The sequence below is a fragment of the Sphingomonas sp. SORGH_AS_0789 genome (assembly GCF_031453055.1).
In the GTDB taxonomy this organism is placed as follows: domain Bacteria; phylum Pseudomonadota; class Alphaproteobacteria; order Sphingomonadales; family Sphingomonadaceae; genus Sphingomonas.
Genome location: NZ_JAVIYV010000001.1, coordinates 2,183,582 through 2,198,360, shown reverse-complemented (window position 1 = coordinate 2,198,360; position 14,779 = coordinate 2,183,582). Strand labels below are relative to the sequence as shown.

General features: G+C 67.3%; 14 protein-coding genes. 2 read left to right on the top strand and 12 right to left on the bottom strand.

The annotated features are described in order from the left end of the window. Window positions 1-238 precede the first annotated feature (238 nt). From QE360_RS10150 to QE360_RS10125, 6 genes are all read right to left on the bottom strand, one after another. Entirely contained in the window at window positions 239-1,303 is a 1,065-nt protein-coding gene (locus tag QE360_RS10150) for a DNA-directed RNA polymerase subunit alpha (RefSeq protein ID WP_307100369.1), read from the bottom strand. Between the two features lie 88 nt (window positions 1,304-1,391). Further along, window positions 1,392-1,781 (bottom strand): 30S ribosomal protein S11, encoded by a 390-nt coding sequence (rpsK, locus tag QE360_RS10145; protein ID WP_007405180.1) that lies wholly within the window; start codon window positions 1,779-1,781, stop codon window positions 1,392-1,394. Between the two features lie 95 nt (window positions 1,782-1,876). Next, a complete protein-coding gene (gene rpsM, locus QE360_RS10140) occupies window positions 1,877-2,245 on the bottom strand; it encodes a 30S ribosomal protein S13 (protein WP_307100371.1) in 369 nt (122 codons plus the stop codon). A 158-nt stretch (window positions 2,246-2,403) separates the two neighbouring features. Further along, the gene (locus tag QE360_RS10135; protein WP_309701252.1) at window positions 2,404-2,637 is read right to left on the bottom strand and encodes a hypothetical protein; all 234 of its coding nucleotides are present in this window, start codon (window positions 2,635-2,637) and stop codon (window positions 2,404-2,406) included. A gap of 75 nt (window positions 2,638-2,712) precedes the next feature. Further along, a complete protein-coding gene (locus QE360_RS10130; protein ID WP_309701250.1) occupies window positions 2,713-4,068 on the bottom strand; it encodes a HAMP domain-containing sensor histidine kinase in 1,356 nt (451 codons plus the stop codon). After that, window positions 4,065-4,757: a response regulator transcription factor gene (locus tag QE360_RS10125; protein ID WP_307100376.1), complete on the bottom strand. Its 693-nt coding sequence runs from the start codon at window positions 4,755-4,757 to the stop codon at window positions 4,065-4,067. The genes QE360_RS10130 and QE360_RS10125 overlap by 4 nt, the downstream gene beginning before the upstream one ends. Before the next feature lie 371 nt (window positions 4,758-5,128). On the opposite strand from QE360_RS10125, the gene QE360_RS10120 reads away from it, so the two are divergent. Beyond that, complete coding sequence (locus tag QE360_RS10120) at window positions 5,129-6,628, top strand: sensor domain-containing diguanylate cyclase (protein ID WP_309701248.1); 1,500 nt, start codon at window positions 5,129-5,131, stop codon at window positions 6,626-6,628. A gap of 48 nt (window positions 6,629-6,676) precedes the next feature. Further along, window positions 6,677-8,848: a primosomal protein N' gene (locus tag QE360_RS10115; RefSeq protein WP_309701246.1), complete on the top strand. Its 2,172-nt coding sequence runs from the start codon at window positions 6,677-6,679 to the stop codon at window positions 8,846-8,848. Between the two features lie 332 nt (window positions 8,849-9,180). Here QE360_RS10115 and QE360_RS10110 read toward each other — a convergent pair whose 3' ends face one another. The 6 genes from QE360_RS10110 to QE360_RS10085 form a co-directional block, all read right to left on the bottom strand. Then, window positions 9,181-9,432, bottom strand: a complete 252-nt coding sequence (locus QE360_RS10110; RefSeq protein WP_007405041.1) for an ATP synthase F1 subunit epsilon — start codon at window positions 9,430-9,432, stop codon at window positions 9,181-9,183. Window positions 9,433-9,506: 74 nt separating this feature from the next. Further along, a complete protein-coding gene (gene atpD / locus QE360_RS10105) occupies window positions 9,507-10,979 on the bottom strand; it encodes a F0F1 ATP synthase subunit beta (RefSeq protein WP_307100383.1) in 1,473 nt (490 codons plus the stop codon). After that, window positions 10,979-11,560: a hypothetical protein gene (locus QE360_RS10100; RefSeq protein WP_309701245.1), complete on the bottom strand. Its 582-nt coding sequence runs from the start codon at window positions 11,558-11,560 to the stop codon at window positions 10,979-10,981. The genes atpD and QE360_RS10100 overlap by 1 nt, the downstream gene beginning before the upstream one ends. Next, on the bottom strand, window positions 11,560-12,435 hold the full coding sequence (locus tag QE360_RS10095; RefSeq protein ID WP_261269889.1) for a F0F1 ATP synthase subunit gamma: 876 nt from the start codon (window positions 12,433-12,435) through the stop codon (window positions 11,560-11,562). Before QE360_RS10095 ends, QE360_RS10100 begins: the two co-directional genes overlap by 1 nt. A 128-nt stretch (window positions 12,436-12,563) precedes the next feature. Next, window positions 12,564-14,093, bottom strand: coding sequence for a F0F1 ATP synthase subunit alpha (atpA, locus tag QE360_RS10090; RefSeq protein ID WP_007406897.1), 1,530 nt, complete (start codon window positions 14,091-14,093; stop codon window positions 12,564-12,566). A 6-nt stretch (window positions 14,094-14,099) separates the two neighbouring features. Beyond that, on the bottom strand, window positions 14,100-14,669 hold the full coding sequence (locus tag QE360_RS10085) for a F0F1 ATP synthase subunit delta (protein ID WP_307104613.1): 570 nt from the start codon (window positions 14,667-14,669) through the stop codon (window positions 14,100-14,102). Between the last annotated feature and the right edge of the window lie 110 nt (window positions 14,670-14,779).

Genomic DNA, 14,779 nt, shown 5'->3' with positions numbered 1-14,779 from the left:
CCTTCGTTCGTTAAGGGGCCGTGTCACGGTACCCCAGACCTGGTGACCGTTGAGGCCGTCACCTTCGCCTATTCCAATCCTCCCCAAGCTGGCCTGGGGAGGGGGCCAGCGAAGCTGGTGGAGCGGCCCGACCGAATCACGGCGAAGCCGCGATCCTGACGTCGAACGGGTCGCCCGTGGGCGACCCGCCGGCCGGACTTTCGCCGTCTCGCGGATAGCGATGCTATCCGCGTGCGGCTCAGCCCATGATCTCCTGTTCCAGCTTCTTGGCCATTTCCTCGATATTCTCGGGCGGCCAGCCGGGGATTTCCATGCCCAGGCGCAGACCCATGGACGACAGCACTTCCTTGATCTCGTTCAGCGACTTGCGGCCGAAATTCGGAGTGCGCAGCATCTCGGCTTCGGTCTTGCCGACCAGATCGCCGATATAGATGATGTTGTCGTTCTTGAGGCAGTTCGCCGAACGCACCGACAGTTCCAGCTCGTCGACCTTCTTGAGAAGGTAACGGTTGATCTGCTGCGCGTCGCTCTGCGGCTCGCCACCGGCGACCGGGAGCGCCGCCTGGCCCACGGGGGCCGCGCGGGTGAGCGCCGAGTCGTCGAAGTGCACGAACAGCGCCAGCTGGTCCTGAAGGATGCGCGCGGCATAGGCCACGGCGTCTTCCGGGGTCACGGTGCCGTCGGTCTCGACCGAGAGCGTCAGCTTGTCATAGTCCAGGTCCTGACCGACGCGGGTCGGGTCGACCTTGTACGACACCTGGCGAACCGGCGAGTAGAGCGCATCGACCGGGATCAGACCGATCGGCGCATCGGCCGGACGGTTGGACGCGGCGGGGACATAGCCCTTCCCGATATCGGCGGTCAGCTCCATGTTGAGCGTCGCACCTTCGTCGAGATGGCAGATCACCAGGTCCTTGTTCATGACCTCGATATCGCCCGATACGGCGATGTCGCCGGCCTTGACGGTGGCGGGGCCGGTCGCGGACAGCTGGAGCCGCTTGGGGCCTTCGCCCTGCATGCGGATCGCGAGCTGCTTCACGTTCAGGACGATGTCGGTGACGTCTTCACGCACACCGGCCAGCGACGAGAACTCGTGCAGCACGTTTTCGATCTTGATCGAGGTGACCGCCGCGCCCTGGAGCGACGACAGGAGCACGCGGCGCAGCGCGTTGCCCAGCGTCAGGCCGAAGCCACGCTCCAGCGGTTCGGCAACGAACGTCGCCTTCCGCTTGCCATCGCCACCCTTTTTCTCGAGCGCGTTGGGCTTCTTGAGTTCCTGCCAGTTCTTTGCGTTGACAGACACGTGGTTCCCCTGAGTTATGGGCCGGAACGGGGACGGTTCCAGCCGTGGAGAGAGGCATGGCCGACTCGTCAGCCGGCCATGGGAAGCATCAGACGCGGCGACGCTTGGAAGGCCGCACGCCGTTGTGCGGGATCGAGGTGACGTCGCGGATCGAGGTGATCTGGAAACCGACCGCCTGCAGCGCGCGCAGCGCCGACTCGCGGCCCGAACCGGGGCCCTTCACTTCGACTTCCAGGGTGCGCACGCCATGCTCGGCGGCCTTCTTGCCCGCGTCTTCCGCCGCGACCTGCGCCGCATACGGGGTCGACTTGCGCGAGCCCTTGAAGCCCATCATGCCCGCCGACGACCACGAAATGGCATTGCCCTGCGCGTCGGTGATGGTGATCATGGTGTTGTTGAAGCTGGCGTTCACGTGCGCGACGCCGGCGGTGATGTTCTTGCGCTCGCGACGGCGAATGCGCTGCGGTTCACGTGCCATTAGATGATAATCCTGACCTGATATCCTGATGCGGAGAGCGGCGGGCGGTCAGCCACAAGCCTGCCTCCGGCGGAGTAATTCGTCCCCCGGACGAATTACTTCTTCTTGCCCGCGATCGGCTTCGCCTTGCCCTTGCGGGTGCGCGCGTTGGTGTGCGTGCGCTGGCCGCGGACTGGCAGGCCCTTGCGGTGACGCAGGCCGCGATAGCAGGCCAGGTCCATCAGGCGCTTGATGTTCATCGCGGTCTCGCGACGCAGATCGCCTTCCACGGTGTGATCGGAGTCGATCGTCTCACGGATCTGGAGCACTTCCTGGTCCGAAAGGTCCTGGACGCGACGGTCGGCGGCGATGTTCAGCTTGGCGGTGATTTCCTTCGCCTTGGCCGGACCGATGCCATGGATATAGGTCAGCGCGATCAATACGCGCTTGTTGGTCGGGAGGTTGACACCCGCAATACGTGCCATGAAATTTATTCTCCTAGCTCCACGAAGCATGGCATGGCCGCACATGCTCCATCTCATCGCGATGGTTCCGCCACGCGGAAGCGCGACGCACGCAGATCGCGCGTCGTGAAACCGGGGGTGGTGGAAGGATGGTCAGTTAGGGCCCGCGAAACCCACTGTCAAGCGATCGGTTCCCGAATCCGTCGCAATTCCAACCATCGGCGAAAGGACACGACGGCCCAGACCAGCTCGACCACGCCGAACGGCCAGGCCCCCTGCAAAAAGCCATAGGCCGACCCCGCCAGGCATCCCAACACGAAGCCCAGCGTCCACCAATGCGCGCCCGATTCCTTCGCATAGCAGACCAAGGTGAAGGAGACGGCGGCAAGGCCGAAGAAGGAAAGAGAGTCCATGCCGCGGGATGTAAAGCGCTGAGGCCAGCGGGCAAGTGCCTGCAATGCCTCCCCTGAAAGGGGAGAAAAGCGTCGTTACGGAATCACCAGCCGCGCAATCAGCCCCGGCGCATTGTCCGCCAGCTCAAACCGCCCGCCATGCAGCCGGGCGACCGCCTCGATCAGCGCCATGCCCAGCCCCGCCCCCGGCGTGGTGCGTGCGGTATCGAGCCGCCCGAATCGCTTCAGCGCCTGCGCCCGGTCCGCCGCGGCGATGCCCGGCCCGCGATCCTCGACCTGAAAGACGATCCCCTCCAGCCCGCGCGACAGGCGCAGCGTGACCTGTGCCCCCGATGCGCCATGTTTCAGCGCATTGTCGATCAGGTTGGACAGGGCCTGGCTCATCAATTCACGGTGCAACGGCAAAGGCGCGGGGCGATCCTCGACCTCGATCAGGAAGCGCAGTCCGGCATCCTCGGCGACCGGCGCATAGAGCTCGCCAATCTCCTCGACCAGATCGGCGGGGGCGACCAGCGTGAACCGGTCGCGCGTCACCGATTCGGACCGGCTGATCTCGATCACCATGGTCAGCATGCGCATGATGAGATCGGTTTCGACCAGCAACCCGCCAAGCGCCGCCTCGCGCTGGTGCGGATCGGCGATCAGCACCGCCTGCTCGGTCTTGGTCCGCAACCGGGCGAGCGGCGAGCGGAGATCATGCGCCAGGCTGTCGGTGACGACGCGCAGCTCGGCCATCAGCTGCTCGATCTTGCCCAGCATCGCGTTCAACCGCTCGGCCAGCCGGTCGAAGGCGTCGCCCTCGTCGCTGTCGGCGCGGACCAGCGACACGCGCCGGGTCAGGTCGCCCTCGCCCGCCGCGTCGATCACCGCGACGATGGTGTTGAGCCGCCCCGCGACATAATGCGCCAGCACCAGCCCGGTGCCGACCCCCAGCATCAGCGACAGGAAGACCGCCAGCGCCAGCGCCCGCTCGATCGCGATCTGCTGCGCCTCGATCAGGTCGAGCGGACGCCCGACCAGCAACCAGTCGTCGCCGATCGGATGCAGCGTATAACCCGCCTCGCGCGAGGCCCAGACGCCCTCGCCCCCCAGCATGGCGATGCGGAACGGCGTATCCGCCAGCGGCACCGCCAGATGGCGCGGCGCATAGCCCGCCATCCGGTGCCCCCGGCTGTCGTAGATGGCCAGGACCAGCGTGACGTCGCCCGGCTCGCGCGCATGGGTGATCGCATCGGCCAGCGCTGGGAGCGCACCCGTCCGCCAGACGGCACGAAGCGCATCCGCCTGCTCGACGATCTCGCGATGGAGCGCGGCGACCGCATCGGCGCTGGTCTGTTTCCAGATGAAACCGACCAGCACGAGGTTGGACAACAGCGCCAGGACGACCGACAGCAGCGCGATCCGCGCCGATATCGTCAGGCGCAGCTTCACCCCTCCACGGCCAGCCGATAGCCCGCGCCGCGCACCGTATGCAGGATCGGGGTGCCGAAGCCTTCCTCCAGCTTGCGCCGCAGCCGCCCGATATGGACGTCGACCACGTTGGAGCCGGGGTCGAAATGATAGTTCCAGATCTTCTCCAGCATCATCGTGCGGGTGACGACCTGCCCGGCATGGCGGGCGAGGAATTCGAGGAGGTTGAACTCGCGCGCGCCGACCGGGATGATCTTGCCCGCGCGGGTGACGGTGCGCGCCAGCAGGTCGATCTCCAGGTCGCCGACGCTCAGCTTGGTGCGCGTCGGCTCGGACGCGGTGCGGTCCGACCGGCGGACCAGCGCCTCGATCCGCGCCGACAGCTCGGCGAAGGAGAAGGGCTTGCACAGATAGTCATCGGCCCCGGCCTTCAGCCCGTCGACCCGGTCGTCGACCGTGGCGAGCGCCGACAGGATCAGCACCGGCGTCGAGATTCCCGCCGCGCGGATCGCGCTGACCATCGCCAGCCCGTCCAGGCGGGGCAGCATCCGGTCGGCGATGATCAGGTCGAATATGCCCTCGCTCGCCAGGAACAGGCCGTCGCGCCCGTCCCCGCATTGTTCGACGGCATAGCCCGCCTCGGCCAGTCCCTTGGCGACATAGGCGGCGGTGGAAGCATCGTCTTCGACGATCAGGATTTTGCGACTCATCGGCTCGTCTGCTCCGGCATCGGACGACTTTCTGTCAATCAGGATCGGTGCCGCGACAAGGACGACCGTCGCCGGTCGATCGCGCCGCCCGGATAAGCGATGCCAGTGAAAGGCCGGCGGAAAGCGCGCTCTCCGCCGGCCCCGACGGCACCCCCGGGAGTGTCGGGCGCCGAGCTCTTCGAACTCTGTGACCGCAGGGCTACAGGCTGACGGGATACCCCGGGGTGACCATAACGTGAAAAATACGTCATCCTGCGCCCGGCCCGCCGGCGTCCCGCCCGGCGATGCCCACGGCTTCGGAGCAAATAAAGGCTCCGCTTCCCGATCTATTTTTAAGATTTTGACAAGACTTGCTTTTATGAATGTCTGTCATGAAGGTCGATCCCCTGCCCATGCCCTCCCGCGAAGAGCGCCGCATGGCCGCCGTCCAGGCTCATGCGCTGCTCGACAGCGAGCCGGAGGCCGAGTTCGATGCGCTGGTCTCGCTGGCCGCCGATATGCTCGGCTGTCCGGTCGCGGCGCTGACCCTGGCGGATCGCGACCGTTTCTGGATCAAGTCGGCGGTCGGCCCGCTGCCCAGCGAGATGCCGCGCAAGGTCGCCTTTTGCGACCACACGATCGAGGCCGCCGACCTGATGATGGTGCCCGACCTGACGCGCGATCCGCGCTTCGCGGCCAATCCCTTCGTCACCGGCGAGGCGGCGACCCGTTTCTATGCGGGGATGCCGATCCGCGTTCCCGACCTGGACGGCACGCCCCAGGCGATCGGTTCGCTCTGCGTCATGGACGCCAGCCCTCGCTCGCTGAGCGCGGCGGGGGAGCGGACGCTGCGCCATCTCGCCAGGCTGGCCGAGGCGTTGATCGCCGCGCGCGCCATCGCCCGCCGCGCCACCGCCATGGCCGAGTTGAGCGATCGTCAGGCCGAGGACCTGCGCGCCAAGGAACATACCGTGCGCCAGGTCGAGCGGCTGGCGTTGATCGGATCGTGGCGGATCGATCTGGCGGACGGACACGCCACCTGGTCCGAGGGGGTGTACCGAATCCACGAACTGCCGCCGGGCAAGACGTTCACGGTCGAACAGGGCCTGTCCTATTACCCGCCCCAGTCGCGCGATCAGCTGCGCTCGACCATCGAGCAGACCATTCGGACCGGCGAGTCGTTCGACATCGAACTGGACTTCATCACCGCGCTGGGGCGGCGTCGCCGGGTCCGCGTGATGGGCGAGCGCGAGATGCTGGGCGGTCGCCCGAGCGGGGTGGTGGGCATGTTCCAGGACGTGACCGAGCGGCACGTGCTGGAGACCCAGCTTCGCCGCAACGCCGATACCGATGCGCTGACCCTGCTGGCCAACCGCGCCGCGTTCGACCGCGCGCTGGAAACCGCGATCGCCGAGGCGTCGGCGAACGACACGCCGCTCGGGCTGGTGCTGATCGATCTCGACGGGTTCAAGCTCGTCAACGACACGCTCGGCCACCCCGCCGGGGACGAGGTCCTGCGCGTCGTCGGCCAGCGGCTGCGCAGCGACTGGCTGGACGGCTGTTTCGTCGCGCGGCTGGGCGGTGACGAATTCGGCGTGATCGTCCAGGACCCCGCGCTCCTCGCCGATCCCGAGCGGATCCGGACGCGGATCGAGGCGCTGCTGATCATCGCCGTCACCGCCGAGGGCCTGACCATGCATTGTTCGGGCACGGTCTGCCTCACGACGCTGCCGCCAGGATGCGCGACGACGCGCGATTTCATGCATCACGCCGACAGCCGCCTGTACGGCGCCAAGCGCGAGCGGGTCGGCGAACGGCGGCGCGGCGACAGGCGGCAGAACGACCGGCGCCAGGGGGATCGGCGGCAGGACGATCGGCGACAGGCGGGCTGACGCGCTCGGCCCTTTCCTCGGGCCCGGCCAACCCCATATAGCGGGTCCATGTCCTCGCGCGCCCGCGTCCTCGTCCTGAATTCCGCCCTCGGCCCGCTCGATTACCGCGTTCCCCAGGGCATGGCGGTCGAGCCGGGATCGATCGTCATCGCGCCGCTCGGGCCCCGCCAGCTGCTGGGCGTGGTGTGGGAGCCCGAGCGGATGCCCTCGGACGCCGAAGTCGGCGACAATCGCCTGCGTCCGCTGCTCGGCGTGGCCGATGCCCCGCCATTGCCGACGCCGTTGCGCCGGTTGATCGAATGGACGGCGGATTATTATCTCGCCCCACCCGCCGCGGTGGTGCGGATGGCGCTGTCCTCCACCTCCGCGCTGGAGGGGGCGCGGACCGTCACCGAATATCGCGTCACCGGCCATGTCCCCGACCGCCTGACCCCGCAGCGCGCGCAGGCGCTGGAGCGGATCGGCGACCGACAGGGCCTGATCCGGGAACTGGCGACGATGGCGGACGTGTCCGACGCGGTGATCCGGGGCCTCGTCAAGAACGGCGCGATCGAGGGGGTGGAGGTCGATATCGACAGCCCCTTCCCCCTTCCCGATCCCGATCATCACCGCCCGACCCTGTCCGACGACCAGCGCGCGGCGGCGGACATATTGGTCGCGGGCGTGGCGGCGCGGAGCTTCCAGCCGGTGCTGCTCGACGGCGTCACGGGATCGGGCAAGACCGAGGTCTATTTCGAGGCGGTCGCGCAGGCGGTGGCCGAGGGACGGCAGGTGCTGGTCCTCCTGCCCGAAATCGCGCTGACCGAGCCGTTCCTCAAGCGTTTCCACGACCGCTTCGGCTGCGAGCCGGTGGCGTGGCACTCCGGCCTGCGCTCCTCGCAGCGTCGGCGCGCCTGGCGGGCGATCGCCAGCGGCCAGGGGATGGTGACGGTGGGCGCGCGCTCGGCGCTGTTCCTGCCCTATGCCAATCTCGGCCTGATCGTCGTCGACGAGGCGCATGAGACCAGCTTCAAGCAGGAAGACGGCGTCCATTATCACGCCCGCGACGTGGCGGTGATGCGCGGCCTGTTCGAGCCGTGCCCGGTCATCCTCGCCTCCGCCACCCCCGCCATCGAGACCCGGCAACAGGTCGCGCTGGGCCGCTATACCGAGGTCAAGCTACCCGGCCGCTTCGGCCCAGCGCAGATGCCGACGATCGAGGCGATCGACCTGATCCAGGACCCGCCCGAGCGCGGCCGCTGGATCGCGCCCAAGTTGGTCGCCGCGATGAAGCAGGTGCTGGAAAAGCGCGAACAGTCGCTGCTCTATCTCAACCGGCGCGGCTATGCCCCGCTGACCCTGTGCCGAACCTGCGGGCATCGGTTCCAGTGCCCCAACTGCACCGCCTGGATGGTCGAGCACCGGCTGGTCCGGCGACTCGCCTGCCATCATTGCGGCCATGTCATGCCCACTCCCCGCGCCTGTCCCGAATGCGGCGGCGAGGATTCGCTGGTCGCCTGCGGCCCCGGCGTCGAGCGGATCGCGGACGAGGCGACCGCGCTGTTCCCCGAGGCCAAGATCGCGGTCGTCACCTCCGACACCATCTGGTCCCCCGCCAAGGCGGCGGAGTTTGTCGGGCGGATGGAGGCGGGCGATATCGACATCGTCGTCGGCACGCAGTTGATTACCAAGGGCTATCACTTCCCCAATCTGACCCTGGTGGGGGTGATCGACGCCGATCTGGGGCTGGACGGCGGCGACCTGCGCGCGGCGGAACGCACCTTCCAGCAGATCCGCCAGGTATCGGGTCGCGCGGGACGCGGCGCCAAGCCGGGCCATGTCTTCATCCAGACGCACAGCCCCAAGGCCCAGGTGATGCAGGCGCTGGTAACGGGCGATGCCGAAGCCTTTTACGCGGCGGAAACCGAGGCGCGGCGCGATGCCGATGCCCCGCCCTTCGGCCGCTATGCCGCGATCATCATCTCGTCCGAGGATCAGGGCGCGGCCCAGTCGACCGCCGCCATGATCGCCCGCGCCGCCCCCAAGGTCGAGGGCATGCACGTCTTCGGCCCCGCCCCCGCCCCGCTGGCGATGCTGCGCGGGCGGCATCGGTTCCGCTTGCTGGTCCATGCCCGGCGGGCGCTGGCGGTGCAGGATGTGATCCGCGAATGGCTGGGCGGGGTGGAATGGTCCGCCAAGGTGCGCGTCGCGGTGGATGTGGACCCGTACAGCTTTTTGTGAGCGCTCTGGGGGCGAGCAGGTCGTCCGCCCCAGGCACGCCCCTCCCGCAGGCGGGAGGGGATGGGGGAGGGAAAGCCGCGAGCGATGGTCTCTGCGAGAACCCATGCCCTCCCCAAACCCCTCCCGCCTGCGGGAGGGGCTTACGGTCTGTGGAGGTGGTTTCCCTTGGCCTTCGACTTCGCTCAGGCTGAACGGAGCGGGGGGTAAGGCGGCCATTCCCAACCGCCGTTCAGCCTGAGCGAAGTCGAAGGCCACGCCCTGCCCCTCACCACAAACGAAAACGGCCGCAGCTTCCGCCACGACCGTTTCAAAACCCCGGTAGGGAAAAAGCCTTACCCCGCATGCTCCGCCAGCACGGTCAGGCCCTTGGGCCCCACCTCGGCGAAGCCGCCGCGGATCTGGATCGATTCCGGCTCGCCCTTGTCGGTGCGGTACACCTGGATCGCGCCGTCGCGGATGGTCGACATAAAGGGCGCATGGCCCTCCAGCACGCCGAAATCGCCCTCGGTGCCGGGAACGACCACCATATGCACCTCCTCCGAGCGGAGGAGCTTTTCGGGCGTGACGAGTTCGAAGTGCAGCATGGTCTAGTATCTCGCATCGCTCTCCCCGCCGGGGAGAGGAAAGAGGGGGACGGACCGGGCCGTCCCCCCTGTCATCAGGCTTCCTGAGCCAGCTTCTCGGCCTTGGCGACGGCTTCGTCGATGCCGCCGACCATGTAGAAGGCCGCTTCCGGCAGATGGTCGTACTCGCCGTCGACCACCGCCTTGAACGAACGGATCGTGTCTTCGATCTGGACGAACTTGCCCGAGATGCCGGTGAAGACTTCCGCGACGTGGAAGGGCTGCGACAGGAAGCGCTGGATCTTGCGGGCGCGCTGGACGGTCAGCTTGTCCTCTTCGGACAGCTCGTCCATGCCCAGGATCGCGATGATGTCCTGCAGCGCCTTGTAGCGCTGGAGCAGCGACTGGACCGCACGCGCCGTCTCATAATGCTCCTGACCGACGATGCGCGGCTCCAGCACGCGGCTGGTCGAGTCGAGCGGGTCGACGGCCGGGTAGATGCCCAGCTCCGAGATGGCGCGGTTGAGCACGGTCGTCGCGTCGAGGTGGGCGAACGAGGTGGCCGGCGCCGGATCGGTCAAGTCGTCGGCGGGCACGTACACGGCCTGCACCGAAGTGATCGAGCCCTTGTTGGTCGAGGTGATGCGCTCCTGCAGCGCGCCCATGTCGGTCGACAGGGTCGGCTGATAGCCCACGGCCGAGGGAATACGGCCGAGCAGCGCCGACACTTCCGCACCCGCCTGGGTGAAGCGGAAGATGTTGTCGACGAAGAACAGCACGTCCTGGCCTTCCTGGTCGCGGAAATATTCCGCGATGGCGAGGCCCGACAGCGCGACGCGGGCACGGGCGCCCGGCGGCTCGTTCATCTGGCCATAAACCAGCGCGACCTTCGAGCCCTCGCTGATCGCGTTGCCCTCGGCATCCTTGGCGATGACGCCCGCGTCGAGGAATTCGTGATACAGGTCGTTGCCCTCGCGGGTCCGCTCACCAACGCCCGCGAAGACCGAGGTGCCGCCATGGCCCTTGGCGATGTTGTTGATCAGTTCCTGAATCAGAACCGTCTTGCCGACGCCCGCACCACCGAACAGGCCGATCTTGCCGCCCTTCGCATAAGGCGCGAGCAGGTCGATGACCTTGATGCCGGTGACCAGGATCGCGCTCTCGGTCGACTGCTCGACGAACTCGGGCGCCTTGGCGTGGATCGGCGCGCGCAGATCGGTGGCGACGGGCCCGCGCTCGTCGATCGGCTCGCCGACGACGTTCAGGATGCGGCCGAGCGTCGCGGGGCCGACGGGAACCTGGATCTGGTTGCCGGTGTCGGTCACGCTCTGCCCGCGGGTCAGGCCCTCGGTCGTGTCCATCGCGATCGTGCGGACGGTGTTCTCGCCCAGATGCTGCGCAACTTCGAGCACCAGGCGGGTCCCGTTGTTGTCCGTCTCCAGCGCCGACAGGATCGCGGGCAGGTGATCGGGGAAGTGAACGTCGACGACCGCGCCGATGACCTGGGCGATCGTGCCGACATTGTTGGTGGCCGTGGTCGGCCGGATGTCCTCAGCGGCGGTTGCCATCATTGCTTCCTTGGTTCGGTAGAGCCCGACATAGCTTCGGGGCGGGTAAAGGTCACGACCAGACGGCGGCCACCGTCGATCTTGTCACGGGTAACATGGTAATCGGCGCCGGTCAGGTGGCCGGTGGTGGCGCTTTCGGTCTGGATCGCGGCCGCAACCGCATCCTTGCCGTCCAGACCCAGCTGTTCCATCGGCTTGGTCACCCAGCGGATGAACTGGGTCTTGGCGAACGGGCTGGAGTCGAGATTGACGAGATCGAGCGTGAAGCGAAGCGTTTTCAGCATCTTCGCATCGCCCTCGACGATCAGATTGGCCATGTTGACCGGCGTCACCGACGGATCGGCCATCGGCGTGGCTTGCGCGACCGCGCGATACTGGCCCTGGACGGGCGCATAGCCAGTCATGCGAAAGCCCATCCGGTCGAGCAGGCTGACCGTCTCCGGCGCATTGCCAAACACGGTCGCCCAGCCGCCCGTCACGAGCGGCGTCGGCGTCGCGCGGGGTGCGTCCTTCGGCTGATCGGACGCCTGGCCGCATCCGGCCAGAGCGACCGTCAGGCCCAGAAGGAGCGCAGCCTTCATCAGAGCGCCTCGGCGCCCGAGATGATTTCGACCAGCTCGGTGGTGATCGCGGCCTGACGCGTGCGGTTATACTGGATCGACAGGCGGCGGATCATGTCGCCCGCATTGCGCGTGGCATTGTCCATCGCGTTCATCTGCGACCCATAGAAACCGGCCTGGTTCTCCAGCAGCGCGCGGAAGATCTGCACCGCGACGTTGCGCGGCAGCAGCGCGTCGAGGATGTCCTCCTCGCTCGGCTCGAACTCGGCGACCGCCTCGACCGAGGTTTCGGCCTTGGTGGCTGCGGGCATCGGCACCGGGATCAGCTGCTGGGCGACCGGGTCCTGCACCAGCGCCGAGACGAACTTGGAATAGAACAGGTGCGCCACGTCGAACTCGCCGCGCTCGAAGCGGGCGATCAGATCGTCGGCGATGACGCGCGCGTCGTCGAACTTGGGCGCCTTGATCGCGCTCATGTCGTGATCGGCGAGGATCGCGTTGGGGAAGAAGCGCTTCAGCACGCGCCCCTTCTTGCCCGCGATATAGAACTTCACCGTCTTGCCCTGCGCGGTCAGCTCTTCGGCCTTGCGGCGCGCGGCGCGGACGATGTTGGTGTTGAACGCACCCGCCAGGCCACGCTCGGAGGTCGCGACGACCAGCAGCTGGACATCGTCCTTGCCGGTGCCCGCCAGCAGCGGCGACGCACCGACGCCGCCCACGCGCGCGGCCATGCCGGCCATCACCGTTTCCAGCCGCTCGGCATAGGGACGGCCGTTCTGCGCCGCGTCCTGCGCCCGGCGCAGCTTGGCGGCGGCGACCATCTTCATCGCCTTGGTGATCTTCTGGGTCGACTTGACCGAGTTGATCCGGATTTTGAGGGCCTTGAGGGACGCCATCTTAGTCCTTCTTCTCCCTCTCCCCACTGGGGAGAGGGCCGGGGTGAGGGGCTGCCACGGATGAGACGGCCTGTGTGGCGCCCCTCACCCAACCCTCTCCCCGGAGGGGAGAGGGCTTACATGCCGTCTTACGCGAAGATCTTCGCGAACTGGTCGAGCGCGGCCTTGAGCTTGCCCTTGGCCTCGTCGCCCAGATCCTTGGTGTCGCGGATCATCGCCAGCACATCGGCATGATCGTTGCGCAGATAAGCGAGCATCGCCGCTTCGTAGCGGACGACCTGCGCCACCGGCACGTTGTCGATGTAACCGTTGGTGCCCGCGAAGATCGACGCCGTCTGCTCCTCGAAGGGCAGCGGGTTGAACTGCGGCTGCTTGAGCAGCTCGGTCAGGCGCGCACCGCGGTTGAGCAGCTTCTGCGTCGAGGCGTCGAGGTCCGAGCCGAACTGCGCGAAGGCGGCCATTTCGCGATACTGGGCCAGCTCCAGCTTGATCGAGCCCGACACCTTCTTCATCGCCTTGGTCTGCGCGGCCGAGCCGACGCGGCTGACCGACAGGCCGACGTTGATCGCCGGGCGGATGCCTGCGAAGAACAGGTCGGTTTCGAGGAAGATCTGGCCGTCGGTGATCGAGATCACGTTGGTCGGGATGTAGGCCGACACGTCGCCCGCCTGGGTCTCGATGATCGGGAGCGCGGTCAGCGAGCCAGCGCCGTTGGCGTCGTTCATCTTGGCCGCACGCTCGAGCAGACGGCTGTGCAGATAGAAGACGTCGCCAGGGTACGCTTCACGGCCCGGCGGACGGCGCAGCAGCAGCGACATCTGACGGTATGCAACGGCCTGCTTCGACAGATCGTCGAACACGATCAGCGCGTGCATCGCATTGTCGCGGAAATATTCGCCCATCGCGGTGCCGGTGTAGGGCGCGAGGAACTGAAGCGGCGCGGGCTCCGACGCGGTCGCGGCGACGACGATGGAGTACTCCATCGCGCCATTCTCTTCGAGCGTCTTGACCAGCTGCGCCACGGTCGAGCGCTTCTGACCCACGGCGACGTAGATGCAGTAGAGCTTCTTCGACTCGTCGGTGCCCGCGTTTACCGTCTTCTGGTTGATGAAGGCGTCGATCGCGACGGCCGACTTGCCGGTCTGGCGGTCGCCGATGATCAGCTCGCGCTGGCCACGGCCGACGGGGACGAGCGCGTCGATCGCCTTGAGGCCGGTCTGGACCGGCTCATGCACGCCCTTGCGCGGGATGATGCCCGGCGCCTTCACCTCGACGCGGCGGCGCTCGGTCGCCTCGATCGGGCCCTTGCCGTCGATCGGGTTGCCCAGGCCGTCCACGACGCGACCCAGCAGGCCACGGCCGACCGGCACGTCGACGATGGTGCCGGTACGCTTGACGGTGTCGCCTTCCTTGATCTCGGCGTCCGAGCCGAAGATCACGACGCCGACATTGTCGGCCTCGAGGTTCAGGGCCATGCCCTGCACGCCATTGGCGAACTCGACCATCTCGCCCGCCTGGACATTGTCGAGGCCGTAGATGCGCGCGATGCCGTCACCGACGCTCAACACCTGGCCGGTCTCGCTGACCTGGGCCTCGGTGCCGAAATTGGCGATCTGGTCCTTGATGACCTTGGAGATTTCTGCGGCGCGGATATCCATGGAACGTCAGCCTTTCATCGCGCTGGCGAGCGCATTCAAACGGGTGCGGATCGAGCTATCGATCATCTGGGAACCGATGCGGACGACAAGCCCGCCGAGCAGGTCCGGATCGACAGACAGGTCGACCGAAACCTCACGGCCGACGCGGGTGCGCAGCTGCTGCTTGAGCGCTGCGACCTGGTCCTCGGTCAGCGGGTGGGCGCTCGTCACCTCGGCGGCGACCTCGCCGCGATGGCGGCTGGCCAGCTGGCGGTACGCGCGGATGATCTGCGGCAGCGCCGAGAGGCGCCGATTCTCGGCGAGCACGCCGAGGAAATTCTTGGTCACGCCGTCGAGGCCGAGCGTGTCGGCGACCGCCAGGATCGCCTTGACGGCGGCCCCGCGCGCCACGACCGGGCTCTTGGTCAGCGCGGCCAGATCCTTGTCGGCGGCCAGCGCATCGCGAAGGGTCACGAGGCTCGCCTCGATCGTGTCGATCGAACGGCCCTCAACGGCCGTTTCGAACAGCGCGAGCGCATAACGTCCACCCAGGCTCGCCTGGATGCCGCCTGTGCCGCTTATAGTACCGCCGGACATCTCCACGGATGCGAATTCCTCGAACAACGAACGGGTTGGCCCCATGGGGAACGGGGCGCGAAAAACGCGCCTCCGATGGGTTGGCGGGCGGTTAGCATCGGGAACCTTGG

Bases quoted from the DNA above. Each gene is read 5' to 3' on its own strand.
- rpsK (WP_007405180.1), bottom strand. From the start codon at position 1,781: ATGGCACGTGAACCGCAGCGCATTCGCCGTCGCGAGCGCAAGAACATC.
- rpsM (WP_307100371.1), bottom strand. From the start codon at position 2,245: ATGGCACGTATTGCGGGTGTCAACCTCCCGACCAACAAGCGCGTATTG.
- QE360_RS10135 (WP_309701252.1), bottom strand. From the start codon at position 2,637: ATGGACTCTCTTTCCTTCTTCGGCCTTGCCGCCGTCTCCTTCACCTTG.
- QE360_RS10125 (WP_307100376.1), bottom strand. From the start codon at position 4,757: ATGAGTCGCAAAATCCTGATCGTCGAAGACGATGCTTCCACCGCCGCC.
- QE360_RS10120 (WP_309701248.1), top strand. From the start codon at position 5,129: ATGAAGGTCGATCCCCTGCCCATGCCCTCCCGCGAAGAGCGCCGCATG.
- QE360_RS10115 (WP_309701246.1), top strand. From the start codon at position 6,677: ATGTCCTCGCGCGCCCGCGTCCTCGTCCTGAATTCCGCCCTCGGCCCG.
- QE360_RS10110 (WP_007405041.1), bottom strand. From the start codon at position 9,432: ATGCTGCACTTCGAACTCGTCACGCCCGAAAAGCTCCTCCGCTCGGAG.
- atpD (WP_307100383.1), bottom strand. From the start codon at position 10,979: ATGGCAACCGCCGCTGAGGACATCCGGCCGACCACGGCCACCAACAAT.
- QE360_RS10100 (WP_309701245.1), bottom strand. From the start codon at position 11,560: ATGAAGGCTGCGCTCCTTCTGGGCCTGACGGTCGCTCTGGCCGGATGC.
- QE360_RS10095 (WP_261269889.1), bottom strand. From the start codon at position 12,435: ATGGCGTCCCTCAAGGCCCTCAAAATCCGGATCAACTCGGTCAAGTCG.
- atpA (WP_007406897.1), bottom strand. From the start codon at position 14,093: ATGGATATCCGCGCCGCAGAAATCTCCAAGGTCATCAAGGACCAGATC.
- QE360_RS10085 (WP_307104613.1), bottom strand. From the start codon at position 14,669: ATGTCCGGCGGTACTATAAGCGGCACAGGCGGCATCCAGGCGAGCCTG.